Genomic DNA, 22,807 nt, shown 5'->3' with positions numbered 1-22,807 from the left:
CTCGGCGCTAGGAAGCTGACGCACTTTCGCTCATGCACGGTTTTGCCAATCCCACGCGGTTCCTGTCCATCGCCCGGCCGCTGACCCCGGCGCTGATGGTGACGGGCGTCATCATGGTCGCCATCGCGCTGTCGATCGGTCTGTTCAGCGCGCCCGCCGACCGGCTGATGGGCGAAACGGTGCGCATCCTCTACATCCACGTTCCTGCCGCCTGGCTGGGCATGGCGGGCTGGACGAGCATCGCGATCGCCAGTCTCGTCGAACTCGTCTGGCGGCACCCGCTCGCCGGGATCGCCGCGCGCGCCTCTGCGGTGCCGGGCGCGTTCTTCTGCGCGCTGTGCCTCGCCACCGGATCGATCTGGGCGCGGCCGACATGGGGCACCTGGTGGGTGTGGGACGGACGGCTGACCTCGATGCTGGTGCTGTTCTTCCTGTATCTCGGCTATATCGCGCTCGCCGATGCCAGCCAGAAGGATGCAGCGGCAGGGCGGGGCGGCACGTCGCGCGTTGCTGCGATCTTCGGGCTGGTGGGCGCGGTCAACGTGCCGATCATCAACCGCTCGGTGGTCTGGTGGAACAGCCTGCACCAGCCGGCGAGCATCTCGATCGGCAAATCGGCGATCGATCCCGCGTTCCTGTGGCCGCTCGGCATGGCGGTGATCGGCTTCTCGCTTATCTTCGGCGCGATCGTGCTGATGCGCATGCGCACATTGCTCGCCGATATCCGCATCGAGGCGCGCATGCGCAGGCTCGCGGCCGCATGACCCAATGGCATTATGTCATCATGGCCTATGGGCTGGGCATTGCCGGCACCGCCGGACTGATCGGCTATTGCTGGCTGGCGCTCAAACGCGCAGAAGCGCGGCTCGACGCGCTCAAGCGCAAGTGAACCGGACACGCACCCCATGAAAGCCAAGCACCAGCGTCTCGTCCTGATCTGTATTGCCCTGGTCGGCCTTGTCGCCGCCGGGCTGATCGCGGCCTATGCGCTGCGCGACCAGGCGAGCTATTTCTACACGCCCGGCGACATTGCCGAAAAGGGTGTCGAGCCGGGCCAGGCGATCCGGCTGGGCGGCATGGTGCAGAAAGGCTCGATCAAGAAGCAGGCCGATGGCGTGACGATCGATTTCATCGTCGAGGACGGCAAGGGCACCGTGCCGGTGCGCTTTACCGGAATCACCCCCGACCTGTTCGTCGAGGGGTCGGGAGTCGTCGCCGAGGGGCGGATGAACGCCTCGGGCCAGTTCGTCGCCGACAACCTCCTCGCCAAGCATGACGAGAATTACGTGCCGCGCGAGATGCGCGACATGACCAAGGCCGATGTCAAGAAGCTCGGCGGGACGGTGCAGCAGCCATGATTGCCGAAATCGCGCTTGCGATCCTGTGGCTCGCCGCCGCGCTCGCGGTCCTGCAGCTGGGCCTGGGCAGCTATGCGCTGACCGCGCGCGGCGCCGAATTCCTGCGCGCTGTCCGCCCGATCGCGGTGGTGCAGGGGCTGCTCGTGGCGGTCGCTTTTGCGCTGCTGATCGTGCTGTTCCTGCGCACCGACCTGTCGGTCAAGCTGGTCGCGGCGAACAGCCACAGCCTGAAGCCGCTGATCTACAAGATCGCTGGGGCCTGGGGCAATCACGAGGGCTCGATGCTGCTCTGGGTCACCGTGATGGGGCTGGCGGGCGGCTTCGTCGCGCTGCTCGAACGGCGGCTCAACGAACGCACGATGGTCGCGACGCTGGCGGGCCAGGCATTCGTGAGCCTGGGCTTCTATGCGTTCATGCTGTTCTCGTCGAACCCGTTCGAACGGCTCAATCCCGCGCCGGTCGAGGGCAATGGGCTCAACCCGCTGCTGCAGGACCCGGGCCTCGCCTTCCATCCGCCGACGCTGTATATCGGCTATGTCGGGCTCTCGATCGCCTTTTCCTTCGCGGTCGGCGCGCTGATCACGCGCGATGTCGGGCCCGCCTTCGCCCGCGCGATGCGGCCCTGGGTGATGGGCGCGTGGATCTTCCTGACGCTCGGCATCACCGCCGGCTCGTGGTGGGCCTATTACGAGCTCGGCTGGGGCGGCTGGTGGTTCTGGGACCCGGTCGAGAATGCCTCGCTGATGCCCTGGCTCGCCGCGACCGCTTTGCTCCATTCGGTGAGCGTGCTGGCGACGCGCAATGCGCTCAAGGCCTGGACGGTGATGCTCGCGGTGGTCGCCTTCTCGATGTCGATGGTCGGCACCTTCCTGGTGCGTTCGGGCATCCTGACGAGCGTGCACGCCTTTGCGGTCGATCCCGAGCGCGGCAGCTTCATCCTCACCCTGCTCGCCATCTATATCGGCGGCGCGCTCGCCCTGTTCGGGCTGCGCGCCTCGACCGTCACCGAGGGCGCGAAATTCCACCTGTTCAGCCGCGAGGGCTCGCTGGTGATGAACAACGTGCTGCTGGTCGGCGTGCTCGGCATCGTGCTGATGGGCACGCTCTATCCGCTGGTCACCGAGGCGTTCGGCACCAAGGTTTCGGTCGGCCCGCCCTATTTCAACCCGGTGAGCGCGATCTTCGTCTTCCCGATGCTGGTGATCATGGCGGCGGGTCCGCTGATGCGCTGGCGGCAGGATAACGGGCGCAAGCTCGCCAACCTGCTCGCTGCGCCCGCGCTGGTCGCCGCCGCCACGCTGGCGCTGGTGGTGGTGTTCGGCGGCGAGATCGGCGTGCTGCCGCTGCTCGGCCTGGTCTTTGCCGCTGGCCTTGCCGTGGCGAGCGTGCTGCCGCTGTGGAAGCGCAACCTGCGCCGTACGCCGGCGCATGTCTGGGGCATGGTCATCGCGCATCTCGGCATCGCGGTCGCGCTCGCCGGCATGGCGTCCGAAAGCGCGTTCAACACCGAAAAGCTCGTGGCGAGCGAGATCGGGCAGAGCCACACCGTTGGTCCCTGGACCGTCGAACTGCAGGGCGTCAAGCCGATCGCGGGTGCCAACTGGACCGCGCTCGAGGCGCGTCTGGTCGCGCGCTATGGCGACAGCAATGTCCAGACCGTGCTCAACCCCCAGGCGCGCATGTTCGCCTCGCCGCCCACCGCGACCAGCGAGGCGGCGTTGCTCACGCGCTGGAACGGCCAGCTTTATGCCGTGCTGGGCGAAGAGGGCGAGGACGGCCGCTGGCAGCTGCGCCTGTGGTGGAAGCCGTTCGTGCCGCTAATCTGGTATGGCGGCCTGCTGGTCGGGCTGGGCGGTATCTTGTCGCTGGTCGGCCGCACCGTGCGCGATCTGCGCCGCAAGGGCGAGCCCGAGCTCGAGCCGATTTCCGAACCTGCAGCGTCCAAGCCTGCCGCCGGAGGCCAGGAAGCGCTCGCATGAAACATTGGGCGATCTGGTTGCCGCTGGCCCTGTTCGGCCTGCTGTTCGCGGTGTTCGCATCGGGGCTGATCGCGCCCGGCGACCGCACCATCGCCTCGCAGATGATCGGCAAGCCGCTGCCCGAGTTCGACCTGCCCCAGGCGGTGCCCGACCGTCCGGCGCTGGCCAAGGCCGATTTCACCACGGGCAAGCCCAAGCTGCTCAACGTGTTCGCCAGCTGGTGCGTGCCGTGCATCGCCGAAGCGCCGGTGCTGGCTGAGCTCGCCAGGGCGGGCGTGGAGATCGACGGCGTCGCCATTCGCGATCGGACCGCGGACGTGCAGGCGTTCCTGGCGCGCAACGGCAATCCCTATACGCGGATCGGGCGCGACGATGTCAGCAAGATCCAGTTCGATCTCGGCTCCTCGGGCGTGCCCGAGACCTTCGTGATCAATGGCAAGGGCATCATCACCTATCAGCATATCGGAGAAATCCGCGCCGATCAGGTGCCCATGATCCTGCAGAAGCTGAAGGAAGCGCAGTGATCCGCGCGTTTGTGCTCTTCTTGTCGCTCGCGCTCGCGATCCCCGCATCCGCGCAGGACTCGCTCCCGCCCGCGCCTTATGCCTACAAGCAGCTCGAGGATCCGGCGAAGGAAAAGGCCGCGCAGGATCTGATGATGACGCTGCGCTGTCTGACCTGTCAGAGCCAGTCGATTGCCGATTCCGACGCCCCGATGGCCGGCGACATGCGCAACCAGGTGCGCCAGCGCATCGCCCGCGGCGAGGACCCCGAGGCGATCCGCGCCTGGCTGATCGAACGCTATGGCGACTGGGTGTCCTATGAGCCGCGCGTCACGGCGATGACCTGGCCGCTGTTCGCCGCGCCGGTCGTGCTGCTGCTGCTCGCGGCGGTCATCGTGCGCAAGCGTTTCACCCGCGCCAAGGCGCAAGGAGGCAAGAGCTGATGGCCTGGATCGTCGTGGGACTGCTCGCGCTGCTGATCATGGCGGGGCTGATCTGGCTGGGCAAGATGCCGCGCAAGGCGTGGGAACTCGCCGGAGCGGCATTGTTCGTCGGCATTGCGGGCTATGCCTGGCAGGGCCAGCCCTCGCTCGCCGGATCGCCCAAGGAACCGGTCGAGAAGCTCGGCATGTTCGACGAGGACCTGGCCAAGCAGCGCGACGAGATGGGCGGCAATTTCGGCGATGCCCGTGCCTGGCTGGTGCTTGCCGATGCACAGAGCCGCCAGGGCAAGTTCGCCACCGCCGCGACCGCGCTCAGCAAGGGGCTCGAGACCTTCCCGGACGATCCGGACCTGTGGGTGGCGCTCGGCAATGCGCTGGTCGGGCACAGCAACGGCCTGCTCACGCCGGCGTCACAATATGCCTATCAGAAGGCCGCGACGCTCTCGCCCGATCATCCGGCACCGCCGTTCTTCCTCGGCCTGGCGCTCGCGACTTCGGGCCAGTTGCAGCAGGCGCGCGGCATCTGGGCCGAGCTTCTCGAGCGCTCGCCGCCCGATGCCGAGTGGCGCGAAGACCTGACCAGCCGACTCGCCCGGATCGACGCATTGATCGCCCAGCAGTCCGGCGCACCGGCGCCCGGCATGCCCGGATCGGTCCCGCCTGCCGCAGAACCCTCTCAACCTGTTGAAAACGCTCAATAATCGCTCTATTGCGATTATATTGCACTGCATCATGCGCCATGCTAATCCGCCAGCCATTGCCCTGATGGGCGATAGGCGAAAGGGGACGATGAGCGCTGTTCGATCGCAAGGTCTGCAGCGCCCGCATATTGCCCGATGATGAGCGATTCACCCTCTGACGCGCCGTCGGCGCAGCCTGCTGGTGCTGTCTCAGGCGGCGCTCAGGTTCCTCCCCCCGATGGTCACGATCATGCCAAGAGCAGTTCGGTCGCGGCGCTGGCATTCGGGGCGATCGGCATCGTGTTCGGCGATATCGGCACCAGCCCGATCTACGCCTTTCGCGAGACCTTTGCCGGGCACCATCCGCTCACGCCCGATGCCGAGCATATCTTCGGCGTCGTCAGCCTGATCTTCTGGTCGATGACGCTGGTCGTCGGCGTGCAATATGTCAGCATCCTGATGCGGGCCGACAACAAGGGGCAGGGCGGAAGTCTTGCCCTCGTCGCGCTGATCTCGCGCAGCATCGGGCGGACCAGCTATGGCTGGCTGCTGATCCTGCTCGGCGTCTTCGCCACGGCGCTTTTCTATGGCGACAGCATGATCACGCCTGCGATCTCGGTGCTGTCCGCGGTCGAGGGGCTGACCGTGGTCAATCCGGGGCTGCAGCCGCTGGTCGTGCCGATCGCGGTCGGGCTGCTGGTCTTCCTGTTCTTCATCCAGTCGCGCGGCACCGCCCGGATCGGGACCTTGTTCGCACCGATCATGGTGCTGTATTTCGGCACGATTGCGGTCCTGGGCATCTACCAGATCGTGTTCAACCCGCAGATCCTGCTCGCGCTGAACCCCTGGTATGCGGTGCGCTTCTTCCTCAACGATGGCTGGTTCGCGTTTCTGGCGCTCGGCTCGGTCGTGCTCGCGGTGACGGGGGCGGAGGCGCTCTATTCGGACATGGGGCATTTCGGACGCGGGCCGTTGCGCCTCTCCTGGTTCGGTTTCGTCATGCCTGCGCTGCTGATCAACTATTTCGGCCAGGGCGCGATGATCATCGGCATGTCGCCCGAGGTTGCGGCCGAGACGATCAGGAACCCGTTCTTCCTGCTCGCGCCCGATGTGCTGCGCCTGCCGCTGGTGCTGCTCGCGACCGGCGCGACCTTCATCGCCAGCCAGGCGGTGATCTCGGGCGCGTTCTCGATCACCCACCAGGCGATCCAGCTCGGCTATATCCCGCGTCTGTCGATCAAGCACACCAGCGCGTCGGAAAGCGGCCAGATCTATATCCCGCTGATCAACTGGGTGCTGATGATCGCGGTGATCCTGCTGGTGCTGAGCTTCCAGAGCTCGAGCAACCTCGCTGCCGCCTATGGCATCGCGGTGACGGGTGCGATGCTGATCGACACCTGCCTGATGGCGGTGCTGCTGATCGCGATGTGGAAATGGAAGCTGTGGATGGCGATCCCGATCATCGTCACCTTCGTGGTCGTCGATGGCGCCTATTTCCTCGCCAACGCGACCAAGATTCCCGATGGCGGCTGGTTCCCGCTGGTGATCGGCGCGGTCACCTTCACGCTGCTCACCACCTGGGCGCGCGGGCGCAAGCTGATGCGCGAGACGATGATCGAAAGCGCGCTGCCGATCGAGGTGTTCGTCAAGTCCGCGCAAGGCTCGGCCACCCGCGTCAAGGGCACCGCCATCTTCATGGCTTCGGCGACCACCGGCGTGCCCACCGCGCTACTGCACAACATGAAGCACAACAAGGTCATCCACGAGCGCGTGGTCATCCTGACCGTGCAGATCATGGAAGTGCCCTATGTCACCGACGCCAACCGCTTCCACGTCGAGGACCTGGGCCATGGTTTCTACCGCATGGTGCTGCGCTACGGCTTCATGCAGTCGACCGACGTTCCAGCCGCGCTCAAGGACGTGAAGGAGCTGTGCGGCGGCAAGTTCGAGATGCTGCAGACCAGCTTCTTCCTGTCGCGCCAGACGCTGCTCACCGCCGAACGGCCCGGCATGCCGATCTGGCGCGAGAAGATCTTCGCCTGGATGCTGCGCAATTCGGCGAGCCCGATGGAATTCTTCAACCTGCCTTCGAACCGCGTGGTGGAACTGGGCAGCCAGCTCGAGATCTGAAAGGCACGCGCATGATCGTCATCGCCGGCTTCTATCGCTTTCCGCTCGACCAGATCGAAGCGGTCAGGCCGGCGATGGCGAAGATGATCGAGCTGAGCCGGGCAGAGCCGGGCTGCGGCCATTATGCCTTTTCCGAAGACGTGGTCGAACCCGGCCTGATCCGGGTCAGCGAGAGCTGGGAAAGCGAAGATGTGCTGAAGGCGCACGCGGCGAGCGCGCACATGGCCGAATGGCGCGCCGCCAGCGCCGCGCACGGCATTCATGACCGCACGATCACGGCCTATGAAGTGACGGGCGCGCGGCCGCTCTGAGCATCAGCAGCGCAGGCCCAGCGTCCGCTTCTGCATGTCATAGGTCAGGCTGGCGCAGCCTTTCAGGAACGCGCGCCCGGCGACGATGCGCAGATCGACATCGCGTTTCTTGTCGCCCACGACGACGATCTCGTCCGAATCCGCCCTAGCTTCGTCGGATGCGGCAATGCCGCTCGCATCGCCATAATCGCTGTAGCGCACATCGGCGGTAAGGAGCTGGCGCGGCCCCAGCGCGATGGGCTGGGCCAGCGTCATTTCGCGGGTTGGGCGCTCGATGCCGTAGAAGATCAGCGTCTGGCGCGGCTGGCCGGTGAACTTGCCGCCGCGATACTGCGCCAGCCAGTTGCCGGTCGGCGCGCTGACCAGCGTCTCGTCGCGCGCCAGGCTGAACTGGAACCGCACCTTTTCGCCATCAAGGTTCAATGTGATGCCGACACCCAGCCGGCCGAGAAAGCCGAAATTGTCGAGCGGCAGGCTGATCTCGCGTGCCCCGGGACCCGCTTCGCCCAACCGGAACGTGACCCTCCTGTACGGCAGCGAGGCAGGGCTGATCGTGCCGTCGGCGATGGTCGAGCTCTGCCGATCGGTCCAGAAGATGCGCTGCTTCTTCTCGCCCGCGCCATAATCGACCCGGTGGATCGACGAGTTGCCATTGACCTTCTCTGGCCCGACCATGCTGCGAAACGCGAGCATGCCGGGCTTGAGGCCCAATCTGGCCGCGACATCGGCGTTGAGCGTGGGCGCTTCGGCGGCTTCGGGCCGCACCTCCAGCCGCAGCGGCTGGCCGTTGATCGTGACAGTGATGATGTTGTCGCCGGACAGGACGAGCTCGTCGGGCAGGGCGGGTGGTGCCATGGCCAGGGCCGGGACAGCTAAAGCCACCGCCAGAATGACGAAACCGTGCGAAATGCGCATGTAAAAACCCCCGTGCTGAAGGGACACCACGGGGGCTACACTAATAGCGCGATTGCTGACCGGCAGATGAACTGCCGTGCCGCACGATCAATAATTCGTCCGCGCCAGCAGCGAGGCCTTCGCGGCCTGATATTCCGCGGTCAGACGCGCCACCATATCGGCCACGGTATCGACCTTTTCGACCGCGCCGATGCCCTGGCCGCTGCCCCAGATGTCGCGCCACGCCTTGGCCTCGGTATTGCCGCCCGATCCGAAGTTCATCGTGCTGTAATCGCCCTTGGGCAGATTGTCGGGATCGAGCCCGGCATTGACGATCGACTGGCGCAGGTAATTGCCCGACACGCCGGTGAACAGGTCCGAATAGACGATGTCCGATGCCCGGCCCTCGACGATACCGTTCTTGTAGCCGTCGGTGGCGCGCGCCTCTTCGGTGGCGATGAAGGCGGAGCCGATATAGGCAAAGTCCGCGCCCATCGCCTGCGCGGCGAGGATCGAGGCACCGCAGGCGATCGATCCCGACAGCGCGATGGGCCCATCGAACCAGCTGCGGATTTCCTGCATCAGCGCGAAGGGCGAGATGGTGCCGGCATGGCCGCCCGCGCCCGCCGCGACGGGGATCAGGCCGTCCGCGCCCTTTTCGATCGCCTTGCGCGCGAAGCGATCGTCGATCACGTCGTGCAGGGTGATGCCGCCCCAGTCGTGCACCGCCTTGTTCAGATCCTCGCGCGCACCCAGCGAGGTGATGATCATCGGTACCTGCCACTTGGCGCAGGTCATCAGGTCGGCTTCGAGCCGGTCGTTCGACTTGTGGACGATCTGGTTGACCGCGAACGGCGCGGCGGGCTTGTCCGGATTGGCGCGGTTATATTCGGCCAGCTCTTCGGTGATCTGGTGCAGCCATTCGTCGAGCTGCGCCTGCGGCCGCGCGTTGAGCGCCGGGAACGAGCCGATCACGCCCGCCTTGCACTGGGCAATGACGAGCTCCGGGCCGGAAATGATGAACAGCGGCGACCCGATGACGGGCAGGCGCAGATTGTCGCAAAGCGGAGATGGCATGGTCATGGCGGCGACATTAACCTGGGTTTTGTTGGTGTCCAGAGGCAATTAAGCGGACGATTAAGTTTTGATTGGGGATGGGTTTCAAACGACAAAATCCTCCCCCAGCTCGTCTGGGGGAGGATTTAAGTCTGTTCAAAGCTCCTCGAGCGCGCTCAGCACCGCCTTGATCGAGGCCGTCGCGACATCCTCGTCGACGCCCACGCCGAAACAGGGCGAGCGGCCGTCGATCGCGCATTCGACATAGGCCGCCGCGCGCGCCTTGGAGCCCGATCCGATCGCGTGCTCGCGATAATCGGCAATGTCGATCGCGATGCCGAGCGCCGAGGACAGCGCGTCGACCACGCCCGAGATCAGCCCGTTGCCGCGCCCGCTGACCGGGATTTCCTGCCCGTTCGCCAGGATGCGCCCGACGAACAGCCGGTCGGCGCCCGCCTTGCGCTCCTCGTAATCGACCAGCCGGTACTTGCCGGTGCCATCGAGGTGATAGCGCTGCTGGAACGCCTGCCAGATATCGGCCGAGCTGAGTTCGACGCTCTTCGCATCGGCGAGCGCCTGCACGGTCTTGCTGAAATCGGCCTGCAGCCGTTTGGGCAGCTTGAGCCCCTGATCTTGTTCGAGCACCCAGGCGACGCCGCCCTTGCCGCTTTGCGAATTGACGCGGATCACCGCCTCGTAGCTGCGGCCGATGTCCGCCGGGTCGAGCGGCAGATAGGGCACCGTCCAGAGCTGGTCGTTGCGCTTTTCCTGCGCGGCAAATCCCTTCTTGATCGCGTCCTGATGGCTGCCGGAAAAGGCGGTGAACACCAGTTCGCCCGCATAGGGGTGGCGCTCGGGCACTTTCAGCTGGTTGCAATATTCGACCGTCTTGACGATCTCGTCCATGTCCGAAAAGTCGAGGCCCGGGTGCAGCCCCTGCGTGTACATGTTGAGGCCCAGCGCCACGAGATCGACATTGCCGGTGCGCTCGCCATTGCCGAACAGACAGCCCTCGATCCGGTCCGCGCCCGCCATCAGCCCGAGTTCGGCCGCCGCAATACCCGATCCGCGATCGTTATGCGGGTGCAGGCTGATGACCACGCAATCGCGCTTGCTGATATGGCGGCACATCCATTCGATCTGGTCGGCATAGATATGCGGTCCCGCGGCTTCGACCGTCGCGGGCAGGTTGAGGATCAGCGGCTTTTCCGGCGTGGGCTGCAGCACCTCCATCACCGCCTCGCACACCTCGAGGCTGAAATCGAGTTCGGCGGTGGAGAAGGTTTCGGGCGAATATTCGAAATGCCAGTCGGTTTGCGGATATTTCGCCGCCTGTTCCTTGAGGATGTTCGCGCCCTCGACCGCGATCGCCTTCACGCCCGCACGGTCGAGCCCGAACACGATCTCGCGCCAGGCCGGGGACACGGCATTGTACAGGTGGACGATCGCCCGGTGGACGCCGGCCAGGCTTTCGAAGCTGCGCTCGATCAGGTCGCGGCGCGACTGGGTGAGCACCTGCACGGTGACGTCCTCGGGGATCTTTCCGCCATCGACGAGCCCACGGATGAAGTTGAATTCGGTCTCGCCGGCAGACGGGAAACCGACCTCGATCTCCTTGAGGCCGATCTTGACCAGCAGGTCGAAGAAGCGCTGCTTCTTCGCGCCGTCCATCGGGTCGATGAGTGCCTGGTTGCCGTCGCGCATGTCGGTGGAAAGCCAGCGCGGCGGCGCGGTGATGACCGCATCGGGCCAGGTCCGGTTGGGCAGGTCGACGCGCGGGAACGGCCTGTATTTCTGCGAGGGATCGATGAGCATCGGCATGAGGAGAGCGCCCTGTCTGAATGGCTGTGCGATAGGCAGGCCGGGGCATGAGCGCAACCGGCTTTGCGGATGGTTCGGAGGGGAAAAAGCCCTTAGGCGCGAGGCACGCCGCTCTGGCGCGCACAAGGTCAGCCGCGCCTAAGGGCGCGTAAGTCGCAGACCAAGAAGGAGGGCGTCAAGCTTCATTTCGGAAGCGTCATTGCGTCAAATGGGCAGATTGCGCAACAAAAAAATGCTCACTCGCGGGTACAGGTCCGGTGCAGGCAGTGCGGGGGATATCGTCATTCCCGCGAACGCGGGAATCCCGCTTTGCTCGGGTAGCGCGGAAGCGGGGCCCCCCCTTCGCGGGGCTGACGGTCAAGTGCAACGGCCCCGCTACCCGGATAAGGCGGGCGCCGGGCCGTCGACTGGCTCAGGCTGAGCGGAAGGGGGAACTTACTGCTTCTCGAATGCCACGCTGATGTCGAGCTCGACCTCGTCGCTGATCACGGGCAGGCCATAAGCGATGCCAAAATCGCTGCGCTTGATCGTGGTGTCGGCTTCGAAGCCGATGGTTTCCTTCTTGTTGAAGGGGTTCGCGCCCGCGCCGGTGAACTCGGCGTCGAGCGTCACTTCCTTGGTCACGCCGTTCAGCGTCAGGTTGCCGGTGATCTTGGCGGTCATGCCGCTGGCGACGACCTTGGTCGACACGAAGCGCGCATCAGCGGGCGCAGGGCCGAAGAAATCGGGCTTGCCGCCATCCTTGCCGGCGCGAAGCAGGTGGCTGGTCAGGCCTGCGCTCGCGGTGGTGACCTTGGCGACCGGGATGGTCACATCGACCTTGGCGGCATTGGGGTTGGCAGGATCGATGGTCAGCGTGCCCGCGACATCACCGAAAATGCCGAAATAGTCGTTGAATCCGAAATGGTTGACTTCCCAGCCGATCAGCGAGTGACCGGGATCGGTCTTGTAGGTACCGGCGGTGACGCGCGATGCGTCCTTCTGGCCGGGAAGCTGCATGCCCTGGCCGATCAGCGGCGTGGTGGCGACAGCGGCGGCGAGAGCGAAAATGGCGAGGGTCTTGCGCATGACGAACTCCTTGGGAGGGTAGGAAGCCGGAAACTGTGGCTCCGAGCGCGCCAAGTCAATGTTTGTTCCGCGCAACGCAGCGTTTACGTTTTGCGCTCCAGCCCGGCGCGCACCACGGCGTAGACCTGGGCCAGCTGCTCGGCCGTGATGCAATAGGGCGGCATGACATAGACGGTGTTGCCGAGCGGCCGGATCAGAACACCATGCGCCTTGCCATGGGCGTTCAGATGCACCGCCCAGTTGGACAGATAGCCGCTGGTATCGGCGGCAAGATCGAACGCGGCGATGGTGCCGCACTGGCGGGTGCTCGCGACCTGGGGATGCGAGCCGATGGCGGCAAGTTCAGACGCCTGCATCGCGGCAAGCCCCTCGATCCGCGCCTGCACCGGCTCGTCGCGCCAGACGGAAAGGTTGGCCACCGCCGCCGCGCAGGCGATCGGGTTGGCGGTGTAGCTGCTCGAGTGGAAGAAGCAGTCGGCGCGGTCCTGAGACCAGTGCGCCATGAAGATCTCCTCGCGCGCCATGGTGACGGCCAGCGGTACCGCGCCGCCGGTCAGGCCCTTGGACAGGCACAATATGTCGGGCACCACGCCCGCCTGTTCGCAGGCGAGCAGCGTCCCGGTGCGGCCCCATCCGGTCATCACCTCGTCGGCAATGAACAGCACGCCATGGCGTACGCAGATCGCGGCCATTTCGGAGAGGACATGCGGGGGGTAGAACAGCATGCCCCCTGCGCCGAGCACCAGCGGCTCGACGATGAAGGCCGCCGCGCCCGCCCGGCACGCCGCCTCGAGCGCATCGAGCGTCGCCTGTTCCGCCCCGGCGGCGGGGAAGGGGATGCTAGTCACATCGAACAGCAGCGGCGCATAAGGCCGGTTGAACACGCCGCGCGCGCCTACCGACATCGCGCCGATGGTATCGCCGTGATAGCTGTGCTCCATCACGATGATGCCCTGGCGCGGGTCCTTCCGGTTGTGAAAATAGCCCAGCGCCATTTTCAGCGCGACCTCGACCGCGGTCGAGCCCGAATCGCTGAAGAACACGCGCGTCAGCGCCTCGGGCATGACCGCGGTCAGCCCTCGCGCCAGCGTTTCGGCGGGCTCGTGCGTCCATCCGGCAAAGATGATCTGGTCGAGCCGTTCCGCCTGGTCGCGGATCGCCGCCATGATGCGCGGATGCGCATGGCCGTGCGTGGTCACCCACCAGCTCGAGATCGCGTCGATCCATGTCCGACCATCGGCGGCGTGCAGCACCGCGCCTTGCCCCCGCGCGATCAGCGGAATGTCCTCGCCCAGCCCATGCTGGGTGAAAGGGTGCCAGACGGGGGAGCCGCTCATGCGAAATCGGCGATGTCGAACCCGGCAGCGAACGCGGTGCGCAAGGCCTCGGGGGTTATCTCGGGCAGCAAGTCGAGCCGGCCAAGGCGGCGGACGCCCGACATTTGCGCGATGGTCATCTCGCTGTCGGGCATCGCCTCGCCGATGAACGCGATGCCATGGATCGGCACGCCGCGCGCCTTCAGCACCTCGATCGTCATCAGGCTGTGGTTGATCGTGCCGAGCGCCGTGCGCGCGCAGACGATGACCGGGATCTGCCAGCGCGCGAAGATATCGGCATAGAGCACCGATCGCGTCACCGGCACCAGCGCGCCGCCTGCGCCCTCGATCACCAGAGGCGCATCGACTTGCGGAGGGGTGAGCGCCTCGGTGTCGATTGTGACGCCGTCGATCTCGGCCGAACGGTGCGGCGAGAGCGGGCTCACCAGCCGCCAGGCTTCGGGCAGCGTGGCGCCGGGCACCATGCGCTCGACGAACTGGGTGTCGGTCTCATCCTCGATGCCCGATTGCACGGGCTTCCAGTAGCGGGCGGACAGCGCCTGGGTCAGCGCAGCACTGAACACCGACTTGCCGATTCCGGTGTCGGTGCCTGTCACGATGAATCGCGGTTTCATGCGGGGATCATGATCCTGTCGAGTGATTCGGAGAGCGCGCCGATATCACCCTTTGTCACGTTGCGGGTAATCGAAATGCGCAGCCGCGCGGTCCCCTGCGGCACGGTCGGCGGGCGAATGCCGCGAATGTCGAAGCCCTGGCGCTGCAGGGCGGACGCGATGCGCATGGTGCGCGCATCCTCGCCGATGATGACGGGCAGGATTTGCGTGTCGGACGGGGTTGCGCCCAGCCTGGGGGCGAGCAGGGTGCGCACTTCGGCCACCCGCGCGAACAGGTCCTCGCGCCAGTCGTCATGGCTGGCGACCAGACCGATCGCCTTGCGCACCATATGCGCGACCAGCGGCGAAGGGGCGGTCGAGAAGATGAAGGGGCGGCCGCGGTTGATGATGAAATCGATCGCGATCCTGGGGGCGCAGATCAGCGCGCCTTCGCAGCCCAGGGCCTTGCCGCAGGTGTGCAGGGTGATGACATTGGGCTGGCCGGCCAGAGCCTCGGCAAGGCCGCGCCCGCCGGTGCCGAACACGCCGGTCGCATGCGCTTCGTCGATGATCAGGATGGCATCGTGCCGTGCGGCGACCTGCGCCAGATCAGCCAGTGGGGCGCGGTCGCCGTCCATGCTGTAGAGGCTCTCGACCGCGATCCATACGCGTCCCGCGCCGCCAGAGCCGCGCCACGCGGTGATGGCGTCCTCGAACGCCTGGGGGTCGTTATGCAGGGCGGCACGCGTCTCGGCGCGGCCGAGCCTCATGCCGTCATGCGCCGAGGCATGGATCAGCGCGTCATGGACCACCAGGTCGCCGCGCTGGGGCAGGGTAGCGAAGATCGCGGCATTGGCGGCAAAGCCCGTCGCCACGAACAAGGCGGACGCGCTGCCATAATGCGCGGCCGCTTCCGCCTCCAGCGCCTCGTGCGCCGGATGGTTGCCGCGCAGCAGCCGCGATCCGCCCGACCCGGCCGGCAGGCCGAGCGCCATGCCCTCGCGCAGGGCGTCGTGGAGCAGGGTGGACCCCGCCAACCCCAGATAGTCGTTCGAGGCGAAGTCCTTGCCCGAACGCGGCGCAAGGCTGCGCAGCCGCGATGCCCGTTTCAGGGCATCGAGCTGCGCGGCCTGTTCCTCGAAGAACGCGATGATGGGCAAGGTCTCAGTTCTTGGCCTTGTCCACCAGCTTGTTCGCGCCGATCCACGGCATCATCGCGCGCAGCTGGGCACCGGTCTTCTCGATCGGGTGCGCGGCGGCGAGCTTGCGCGCGGCCTTGAGTTCGGGCTGGCCGGCACGGTTGTCGAGCACGAAATTCTTGACGAACCGGCCCTGCTGGATGTCCTCCAGCACGCGCTTCATCTCGGCCTTGGTCTCGCTGGTGATGATGCGCGGGCCGGTGGTGATGTCGCCATATTCGGCGGTGTTGCTGATCGAATAGCGCATGTTGGCGATGCCGCCTTCATACATCAGGTCGACGATCAGCTTCACCTCGTGCAGGCACTCGAAATAGGCCATTTCGGGCGCGTACCCTGCTTCGGTCAGCGTCTCGAAGCCGGCCTGGATCAGATGGGTGAGACCGCCGCACAGCACCGCCTGCTCGCCGAACAGGTCGGTTTCGCATTCCTCGCGGAAATTGGTCTCGATGATGCCGCTGCGGCCGCCGCCGACGCCCGATGCATAGGCCAGCGTGATGTCATGCGCATTGCCCGACACGTCGCGATCGACCGCAATCAGGCACGGCACGCCGCCGCCGCGCACATATTCGCTGCGCACGGTATGGCCGGGGCCTTTGGGCGCGATCATGATCACGTCGAGGTCCTCGCGCGCCTCGATCAGGCCGAAATGGATGTTGAGACCATGCGCGAAGGCCAGCGCCGCGCCGGGCTTCATGTTGTCGTGATAATCGGCGGCATAGATCGCGGCCTGGTGCTCGTCGGGCGCCAGGATCATGACGATATCGGCCCAGGCGGCGGCTTCGGCGTTGCTGAGCACCTTGAAGCCCGCGCCTTCGGCCTTGGCGGCAGTGGCGCTGCCGGGGCGAAGCGCGATCGCGACATCCTTGACGCCGCTGTCGCGCAGGTTCTGCGCATGGGCATGGCCCTGGCTGCCATAGCCGACAATGACGATCTTCTTGTCCTCGATCAGCTTCAGATCGCAGTCGGAATCATAATAAACGCGCATGTTCTTTCCCCATTTCTAGCATTCTGGTCCCCTGCGAAGGCAGGGGCCCATCTCCAGGGCTGTGCGAGATCGGATAGCGCCGGAGATGGATTCCCGCCTTCGCGGGAAACCGGTAGTTGATGAATTACCCCGCCACGGCCCCCCGGGTCATGGCGACCACGCCGGTGCGGGCGACCTCGACCAGTCCGACCTCGCGCATCAGCGCGATGAACTGGTTGATCTTCTCGACCGATCCGGAAATCTCGAAGACGAAGCTGTTGGTGCTGGTATCGACCGGGCGCGCACGGAAGATGTCTGCCAGGCGCAGCGCCTCGATACGGTGCTCACCGATCCCTGCGACCTTGATGAGCGCCAGCTCGCGCTCGACATGCGGGCCGAGCTCGGTGAGGTCGGCGACGCGGTGCACCGCGACCAGCCGGTCGAGCTGGGCAATGATCTGGTCGATCACCGCGGGCGGGCTCACCGTCACGATGGTGATGCGGCTTGTGGCATGGTCCTCGCTGATATCGGCCACCGTCAGGCTTTCGATATTGTAGCCGCGCGCGGTGAACATGCCCGCGATCTTGGCGAGGATGCCCGCCTCGTTATCGACCGTGACGGTCAGGACGTGCCGCTCGGACGCGGCTTCACGGATATGCATCAGACCAGGGCCTTCGCTTCGTCTTCCATCGTGCCGGCGACTTCATCGCCGTAGAGGATCATGTCGGTATGCGCCGCGCCCGAAGGGATCATCGGCAGGCAGTTGGCGAGCTTGGCGACGCGGCAGTCGACCATCACCGGGCCGGGATGATCGATCATCGCCTGGATGCCGCTGTCGAGCTCGCTTTCGTCCGAAATGCGGATGCCCTTCCAGCCATAGGCCTCGGCGAGCGCGACGAAATCGGGCAACGCGTCGGAATAGCTTTCCGAATAGCGGCTTTCATAGGTCAGCTGCTGCCACTGGCGCACCATGCCCATATATTCGTTGTTGAGGATGAAGATCTTGACCGGCAGGCGATATTGCGTCGCGGTGCCCAGCTCCTGGATGTTCATCTGGATCGAGGCTTCGCCCGCAATGTCGATGCACAGCGCGTCGGGGCAGCCGAGCTGCGCGCCGATCGCCGCGGGCAGGCCATAGCCCATGGTGCCGAGCCCGCCCGAGGTCAGCCATTTGTTGGGCTCCTCGAAGCGGAAATATTGCGCCGCCCACATCTGGTGCTGGCCGACTTCGGTCGAGATGATCGGGCTCTGGTCCTTGGTCAGCGCATAGAGCCGCTCGATCGCCAGCTGCGGCATGATCTCGCTCTTGTTGGCGGGATAGGCCAGGCAGTCGCGCGAGCGCCATCCGGCGATCCGCGCCTTCCATTCGGCAAGGTCGCGCGGGGCATGGCCGATGGCGTCCAGCTGATCGATGATCTGCTGAAGCACGGTGGCGCAATCGCCGATGATGCCGAGATCGACGCGCACGGTCTTGTTGATCGACGAGCGGTCGATATCGATGTGAATCTTCTTGGAGTTGGGCGCGAACGCATCGAGCCTGCCGGTGACGCGGTCGTCGAAGCGCGCGCCGACGCAGATGATCAGGTCGGCGCGGTTCATCGTCATATTGGCTTCATAGGTGCCGTGCATGCCCAGCATGCCCAGCCAGTCGGGATGCTCGGACGGGAAGGCGCCCAGGCCCATCAGCGTCGAGGTGACCGGCGCATTGGTCATCGCCTGAAGCTGGCGCAGCAATTGCGTCGCTTCCGGTCCCGAATTGATGACGCCGCCGCCCGAATAGATGACCGGACTTGTCGCATCGGCAATCATCTGCGCGGCGGTGGCGATATCGTCGGCCGCACCCTGCTTGACCGGGGCATAGCGCAGGTTGGGGCGGGCCGGGGTATCGCTGTCATGCGCGGCGGTCGCGACCTGGACGTCCTTGGGGATGTCGATCAGCACCGGGCCGGGGCGGCCCTGGGTCGCGATATGAAAGGCCTCGCGCACGGTCGAGGCGAGCCGCGCGGGGTCCTTCACCAGATAATTGTGCTTGGTGCAGTGGCGGGTGATGCCGATCGTGTCGGCTTCCTGAAACGCATCGGTGCCGATCAGCGTGGTTGCGACCTGGCCGGTGATGACGACCATCGGGATCGAATCCATCAGCGCATCGGTGATGCCGGTGACTGCATTGGTCGCGCCCGGGCCCGAGGTGACGAGCACGACGCCGGGCTTGCCGGTGGCGCGGGCATAGCCCTCTGCGGCGTGCGCCGCCGCCTGTTCGTGGCGGACGAGAATGTGGCGCAGCGAGGGATGACCGAAAATCGCGTCGTAAATCGGCAGTACCGCGCCGCCGGGATAGCCGAAGATCACTTCGACGCCCTGTTCGACCAGCGTTTCAACCAGTATCTGCGCGCCGCTCAATTCGGCCATGATGCAAGCCTTACTTCGTCGTTAAACCGCAGCCCGCTTAGACAAGCTGGGCCGATGTTGCAAAACCATATGCTGCCTGGGGTGCCGCATCCCTGCCTTGAGCAAAAAAGCACCCGGCGCAGACGGGCCGCGCCGGGCAGGGTGAATATGCGACGTGTCAGAAGGGCGCTGGCAGCAACGCCTGACGAGGTTCATCTATGCGACATAAAATGCCGTGTCAACAGCTAAATGCGAAATAAAATATCAAAATCCAGTCCATCGCTATTCGAATATGGCTTCGTATACCGTTGCCAGTCCTCCGGCGGCTGGTTGCGGAACCAGGTATATTGCCGCTTGGCATATTGGCGGGTGGCAAGCTGACCTGCGGCCAGCGCAGCCTCGCGCGTCAGCTCTCCGCGTATCAGCCCGGCAATTTCGGGCACGCCGATCGCGCGCATCACTGGCAGATCGGCGTCGAGACCGCGTGCCAGCAGCGCCTGAACCTCCTCTACCGCGCCCGAATCCAGCATCGTGGCAAACCTGCGGTCGCAGCGATCGAACAGCCAGTCGCGTGGCGGCAGCAGCACCAGCGGTGCCAGGCTGACCGCATCGCCGATGCCGCCCTGCTTGCGCGCCTGCCACGCCTTGAGCGTCTGACCGGTCGATCGTACCACCTCGAGCGCGCGCGCGACACGGGTGGTATCTGCCGCGTTCAGCCGGGCGGCGGCCTCGGGGTCTTCGATCTGCAGTGCAGCGTGAGCGTCCGCGACCGGCAGCGCGCGCACCGCCTGCCGAATCGCGGGATCGATCGGCGGGACCGGCGCGATGCCGTCGAGCAAGGTGCGCAGGTACAGGCCGGTGCCGCCGACCAGGATCGGCAACACGTCTGCGGCATGCGCTGCCGCGATCTCGCCCCGCGCATCCTCCGCCCAGCGCGCGGCGGAACAGGCTTCGGCTCCGTCGATAGTGCCGAACAGCCGGTGCTCGATGCCGCCCATCTCGCCTTCGGATGGCCGGGCGGACAGGATCGCGAGATCCGAATAGACCTGCGCGCTGTCGGCATTGATGATCACCGCGCGCTGCCCTCGCGCTTGCAGAAATTGCGCATAGCGCACTGCCAATCCGCTCTTGCCGCTGGCGGTGGGTCCGGCAATAAGCGCCAGCGCCGGACGGGTGTTGTCGGCGGTCTCGGGGGAAATGTTCGTGCCCATCGCCACGCTGATAGCGCCGCGCGCAAGGCGGCGATCCTGATGGAGCAGGCGGTGGGCCAGGGGCTGGAAGCGAGCCAGGTCATCGCGCTGGGCGACGGCGCCAACGACATCCCGATGCTCAAGGCCGCAGGCACCGGCGTCGCCTATCACGCCAAGCCCGCCGCGATCGCCGCGGCCGACGCGCATATCGCGCATGGCGACTGGACCGCGCTGCTCCACACCCTGGGCATCGCGCGGGGCGACTGGAGCGAATAGCGCGAACGAAAAAGGGCGCGACGATTGCCCGCCGCGCCCTCTCGAAAGCCAAGGTCGGACGATCAGCCCTGCAGCAGGCGCATGATCGTCATCGCCTGTTCGCTGCCCGACTGCGGCACGGTTTCGCCGGTGCGGTCGATGATCTTGTCGAAGATGCGTGCGACGCCTTCGGGGGTGCGCTCGCCTTCGGGGAGCGCCGCGCCCTGGGTCATGGTGACATAGGCCGCGTGGAACGCGCCTGCGCCCGCGCCGATGATCATGTTGGTCGGCGCCTCGTCAGAGACCAGGTAGAGCGCGGCCGGAACCACGTTCTCGGGCTTGAACTGGGCAAAGGCTTCGGGCGGGAAGATGTCTTCGGTCATGCGCGTGCCGGCGACCGGGGCCAGGGTGTTGACCTTGATGTTGTTCTTGGCGCCTTCGAGATACAGCGTCTTGGTGAGACCCGCGAGGCCGAGCTTGGCCGCGCCATAATTCGCCTGGCCGAAATTGCCGTACAGCCCCGTCGACGAGGCGGTCATCAGGATGCGGCCGTAATTCTGCTCGCGCATCGTTTCCCACACCGCCTTGGTGCAATAGCCCGAACCGACGAGGTGGACCTTCACCACGAGGTCGAAATCGGCGGGCTCCATCTTGGCGAAGCTCTTGTCGCGCAGGATACCGGCATTGTTGATGAGCACGTGCACGCCGCCCCAGGCTTCCTTGGCCTTGGCGACCATTTCCACCATCTGTTCGTATTCGGTGACCGAGCCGCCATTGGCCATGGCTTCGCCGCCCGCGGCCTTGATCTCCTCGACGACCTTTTCGGCCGCGTCCGAGGTGCCGGTGCCGTCGCGGGCACCGCCCAGATCGTTGACGACAACCTTCGCACCGCGCGCGGCAAGCTCGAGCGCATAGGCGCGGCCGAGGCCGCCGCCTGCGCCGGTGACGATGGCAACGCGGTCCTTGAAACTGACGGTCATGGCAAGCATCCCTCTCTTGAATGCGCGGCATTGCCACGCGGAATGGCGCGGGTTTTAGCCATGTTGCAGCGCTTGGCAAGCGCCAAGCCATGGGCGTTCGACTTTACGCGTCCGTCAAGCGGAGCTGACGCTACGGCGATCAGGCCAGTTCGCTGTCCAGCGCGTAACCGGCAGAGCGCACGGTGCGGATGATATCGGGCTGGCCATTGGCGTTGAGCGCCTTGCGCAGACGCCGGATATGCACGTCGACGGTGCGAATCTCGATATCGCTGTCATGCCCCCAGACGCTGTCGAGCAGCCGCTCGCGCGAGAACACCCAGCCGGGATGCTCGAGAAAATGGCGCAGCAGGCGGAATTCGGTGGGGCCGAGCGGAATGGTCTGCCCGGCGCGCTTCACCTTGTAGCCCACCGTGTCCATCTCGATATCGGCAAAGCTCAGCGCTTCGCCGGCGAGCGCGGGGCGGACGCGGCGGAGCACCGCGTTGACCCGCGCGATCAGCTCGCGGGGGGAGAAGGGCTTGGTGACATAATCGTCCGCGCCGATGTCCAGCCCGCGCACCCGGTCTTCCTCCTCGCCGCGCGCCGACATCATGATGATCGGGATGTTCGAGGTGTCGTTGTCGCGGCGCAGGCGGCGACAGACCTCGATGCCCGACAGATTCTCGATCATCCAGTCGAGCAGCACGATATCGGGCCGTTCCTCGCGCGCGATCAGCATCGCCTCCTCGCCATCGGCGGTCTGGCTGACGCGGAAGCCCTGTTTGTCGAAATGCCAGGACACCAATTCGGCCAGGGCCATGTCGTCTTCAACCAGCAGCAGATGCGGAGTCGTCATCGGTATCGTGCTTTCGTTTCAAATGGTCCGGTCAGTCGCTGCCGGGCGCCAGCGCGTCATCGCCGCGCTCGCGCTCGTTCATCGACTGGCCCATGACCGCGAAGTAAACCATTTCGGCCACATTGGTGGCGTGGTCGCCGATCCGTTCGAGATTCTTGGCGATGAACAGCAGGTGCGTGCCCGCGCCGACATGCTCGGGATTTTCGATCATGTGCGCGATCAGCGCGCGGAAGATGCTGTTGTAGAAATCGTCGACGGTCTTGTCCTGCGCGCACACCGCGACGGCGAGGTCCGCATCGCGCTTGGCAAAGGCGGTGAACGCATCGTCGACCAGCTGGCGGGTCGCGTCAGCCATGGCGGGCAGCAGCCGCGCGGCGTCGATCTGCTGTTCGGCATCGATCAGCAGCACGCGCTTGGCGATGTTCTTGGCATAATCGCCGATGCGCTCGACCACGCCCGAGATCTTCAGCGCGGCAACGAGTTCGCGCAGGTCGTCGGCCATCGGCGCACGCAGTGCGATCGTCTGGATCACCATCCGGTCGATCTGCTCTTCCAGCGCGTCGATGCGCTTGTCGCCCTCGACCACCTGGCGCGCCAGATCGTGGTCGTTGTTGGCGAGCGCGGCCATCGCGCCCTCGACCGCCTTTTCGGCGCGCCCGCCGATCTCCGCGATCAGCCCGCGCAGGGTGATGAGGTCGCCGTCAAAGGCCTTCAGGGTGTGTTCGTTCAGGCTATGGTTCATCAAGAAATTCCGTTCGTTGCGATGCCAGGCTTGGCGGGACCGCCCTTATCCTCTTGGCGCCAAGCCGGGTCGCTTAAGCAT

24 protein-coding genes are annotated in these 22,807 nt (G+C 65.6%); 10 read left to right on the top strand and 14 right to left on the bottom strand.

From position 1 onward, the window contains the following. The first annotated feature begins 32 nt into the window (after positions 1 to 32). The 9 genes from ccmC to DM995_RS08765 all read left to right on the top strand — a co-directional run bounded on the left by ccmC (position 33) and on the right by DM995_RS08765 (position 7,404). Complete coding sequence (gene ccmC, locus DM995_RS08800; RefSeq protein ID WP_023838566.1) at positions 33 to 764, top strand: heme ABC transporter permease CcmC; 732 nt, start codon at positions 33 to 35, stop codon at positions 762 to 764. Further along, a complete protein-coding gene (locus tag DM995_RS22635) occupies positions 761 to 889 on the top strand; it encodes a hypothetical protein (protein WP_286164939.1) in 129 nt (42 codons plus the stop codon). Before ccmC ends, DM995_RS22635 begins: the two co-directional genes overlap by 4 nt. Before the next feature lie 16 nt (positions 890 to 905). After that, complete coding sequence (gene ccmE, locus DM995_RS08795) at positions 906 to 1,358, top strand: cytochrome c maturation protein CcmE (protein ID WP_060977243.1); 453 nt, start codon at positions 906 to 908, stop codon at positions 1,356 to 1,358. After that, complete coding sequence (locus DM995_RS08790) at positions 1,355 to 3,337, top strand: heme lyase CcmF/NrfE family subunit (RefSeq protein ID WP_116969180.1); 1,983 nt, start codon at positions 1,355 to 1,357, stop codon at positions 3,335 to 3,337. Before ccmE ends, DM995_RS08790 begins: the two co-directional genes overlap by 4 nt. Then, positions 3,334 to 3,861, top strand: a complete 528-nt coding sequence (locus tag DM995_RS08785; protein ID WP_116969179.1) for a DsbE family thiol:disulfide interchange protein — start codon at positions 3,334 to 3,336, stop codon at positions 3,859 to 3,861. Before DM995_RS08790 ends, DM995_RS08785 begins: the two co-directional genes overlap by 4 nt. Beyond that, a complete protein-coding gene (locus tag DM995_RS08780) occupies positions 3,861 to 4,283 on the top strand; it encodes a cytochrome c-type biogenesis protein (protein ID WP_116970384.1) in 423 nt (140 codons plus the stop codon). The genes DM995_RS08785 and DM995_RS08780 overlap by 1 nt, the downstream gene beginning before the upstream one ends. Next, positions 4,283 to 4,984 carry a tetratricopeptide repeat protein gene (locus DM995_RS08775; protein WP_116969178.1) on the top strand — a complete coding sequence of 234 codons (702 nt, stop codon included), beginning with the start codon at positions 4,283 to 4,285 and terminating at the stop codon, positions 4,982 to 4,984. The genes DM995_RS08780 and DM995_RS08775 overlap by 1 nt, the downstream gene beginning before the upstream one ends. A 138-nt stretch (positions 4,985 to 5,122) precedes the next feature. Next, positions 5,123 to 7,093 carry a potassium transporter Kup gene (locus tag DM995_RS08770; RefSeq protein WP_116970383.1) on the top strand — a complete coding sequence of 657 codons (1,971 nt, stop codon included), beginning with the start codon at positions 5,123 to 5,125 and terminating at the stop codon, positions 7,091 to 7,093. Positions 7,094 to 7,104: 11 nt separating this feature from the next. Continuing rightward, positions 7,105 to 7,404 (top strand): putative quinol monooxygenase, encoded by a 300-nt coding sequence (locus DM995_RS08765; protein ID WP_116969177.1) that lies wholly within the window; start codon positions 7,105 to 7,107, stop codon positions 7,402 to 7,404. A gap of 3 nt (positions 7,405 to 7,407) precedes the next feature. On the opposite strand, the gene DM995_RS08760 is transcribed toward DM995_RS08765, so the two are convergent. The 11 genes from DM995_RS08760 to miaA form a co-directional block, all read right to left on the bottom strand. After that, positions 7,408 to 8,259 (bottom strand): pepsin/retropepsin-like aspartic protease family protein, encoded by an 852-nt coding sequence (locus DM995_RS08760; RefSeq protein ID WP_116969176.1) that lies wholly within the window; start codon positions 8,257 to 8,259, stop codon positions 7,408 to 7,410. 147 nt (positions 8,260 to 8,406) lie between these two features. After that, positions 8,407 to 9,381, bottom strand: coding sequence for an NAD(P)H-dependent flavin oxidoreductase (locus DM995_RS08755; RefSeq protein ID WP_116969175.1), 975 nt, complete (start codon positions 9,379 to 9,381; stop codon positions 8,407 to 8,409). Positions 9,382 to 9,510: 129 nt separating this feature from the next. After that, positions 9,511 to 11,175: a 2-isopropylmalate synthase gene (gene leuA / locus DM995_RS08750; protein WP_116969174.1), complete on the bottom strand. Its 1,665-nt coding sequence runs from the start codon at positions 11,173 to 11,175 to the stop codon at positions 9,511 to 9,513. Positions 11,176 to 11,610: 435 nt separating this feature from the next. Then, on the bottom strand, positions 11,611 to 12,243 hold the full coding sequence (locus DM995_RS08745) for a YceI family protein (RefSeq protein ID WP_116969173.1): 633 nt from the start codon (positions 12,241 to 12,243) through the stop codon (positions 11,611 to 11,613). A gap of 83 nt (positions 12,244 to 12,326) precedes the next feature. Beyond that, complete coding sequence (locus tag DM995_RS08740) at positions 12,327 to 13,580, bottom strand: adenosylmethionine--8-amino-7-oxononanoate transaminase (protein WP_116969172.1); 1,254 nt, start codon at positions 13,578 to 13,580, stop codon at positions 12,327 to 12,329. Further along, positions 13,577 to 14,194, bottom strand: a complete 618-nt coding sequence (bioD, locus tag DM995_RS08735) for a dethiobiotin synthase (RefSeq protein ID WP_116969171.1) — start codon at positions 14,192 to 14,194, stop codon at positions 13,577 to 13,579. The genes DM995_RS08740 and bioD overlap by 4 nt, the downstream gene beginning before the upstream one ends. Further along, on the bottom strand, positions 14,191 to 15,324 hold the full coding sequence (locus DM995_RS08730) for an 8-amino-7-oxononanoate synthase (protein ID WP_502696609.1): 1,134 nt from the start codon (positions 15,322 to 15,324) through the stop codon (positions 14,191 to 14,193). The genes bioD and DM995_RS08730 overlap by 4 nt, the downstream gene beginning before the upstream one ends. Positions 15,325 to 15,337: 13 nt before the next feature. Continuing rightward, positions 15,338 to 16,357 (bottom strand): ketol-acid reductoisomerase, encoded by a 1,020-nt coding sequence (gene ilvC / locus DM995_RS08725; protein WP_116969170.1) that lies wholly within the window; start codon positions 16,355 to 16,357, stop codon positions 15,338 to 15,340. Between the two features lie 124 nt (positions 16,358 to 16,481). After that, complete coding sequence (ilvN, locus tag DM995_RS08720) at positions 16,482 to 16,997, bottom strand: acetolactate synthase small subunit (protein WP_023838583.1); 516 nt, start codon at positions 16,995 to 16,997, stop codon at positions 16,482 to 16,484. Further along, complete coding sequence (gene ilvB / locus DM995_RS08715; RefSeq protein WP_198669302.1) at positions 16,997 to 18,745, bottom strand: biosynthetic-type acetolactate synthase large subunit; 1,749 nt, start codon at positions 18,743 to 18,745, stop codon at positions 16,997 to 16,999. Before ilvB ends, ilvN begins: the two co-directional genes overlap by 1 nt. Before the next feature lie 224 nt (positions 18,746 to 18,969). Continuing rightward, positions 18,970 to 19,935: a tRNA (adenosine(37)-N6)-dimethylallyltransferase MiaA gene (gene miaA, locus DM995_RS08710; RefSeq protein WP_116970381.1), complete on the bottom strand. Its 966-nt coding sequence runs from the start codon at positions 19,933 to 19,935 to the stop codon at positions 18,970 to 18,972. Positions 19,936 to 19,974: 39 nt separating this feature from the next. Here miaA and DM995_RS08705 point away from each other — a divergent pair, with 39 nt between their 5' ends. After that, positions 19,975 to 20,190: an HAD hydrolase family protein gene (locus tag DM995_RS08705; protein ID WP_232824224.1), complete on the top strand. Its 216-nt coding sequence runs from the start codon at positions 19,975 to 19,977 to the stop codon at positions 20,188 to 20,190. A 62-nt stretch (positions 20,191 to 20,252) separates the two neighbouring features. On the opposite strand, the gene DM995_RS08700 is transcribed toward DM995_RS08705, so the two are convergent. From DM995_RS08700 to phoU, 3 genes are all read right to left on the bottom strand, one after another. Then, entirely contained in the window at positions 20,253 to 21,149 is an 897-nt protein-coding gene (locus DM995_RS08700) for an SDR family oxidoreductase (protein WP_116970380.1), read from the bottom strand. Positions 21,150 to 21,288: 139 nt separating this feature from the next. Further along, positions 21,289 to 21,984 (bottom strand): phosphate regulon transcriptional regulator PhoB, encoded by a 696-nt coding sequence (gene phoB, locus DM995_RS08695; RefSeq protein ID WP_023838588.1) that lies wholly within the window; start codon positions 21,982 to 21,984, stop codon positions 21,289 to 21,291. Positions 21,985 to 22,015: 31 nt separating this feature from the next. Then, positions 22,016 to 22,726 (bottom strand): phosphate signaling complex protein PhoU, encoded by a 711-nt coding sequence (gene phoU, locus DM995_RS08690; protein ID WP_023838589.1) that lies wholly within the window; start codon positions 22,724 to 22,726, stop codon positions 22,016 to 22,018. Positions 22,727 to 22,807: the final 81 nt, after the last annotated feature.

The organism is Blastomonas sp. UPD001 (genome assembly GCF_003426715.1).
Lineage (GTDB): Bacteria > Pseudomonadota > Alphaproteobacteria > Sphingomonadales > Sphingomonadaceae > Blastomonas.
This window is presented reverse-complemented; position numbering and strand designations above follow the sequence as displayed.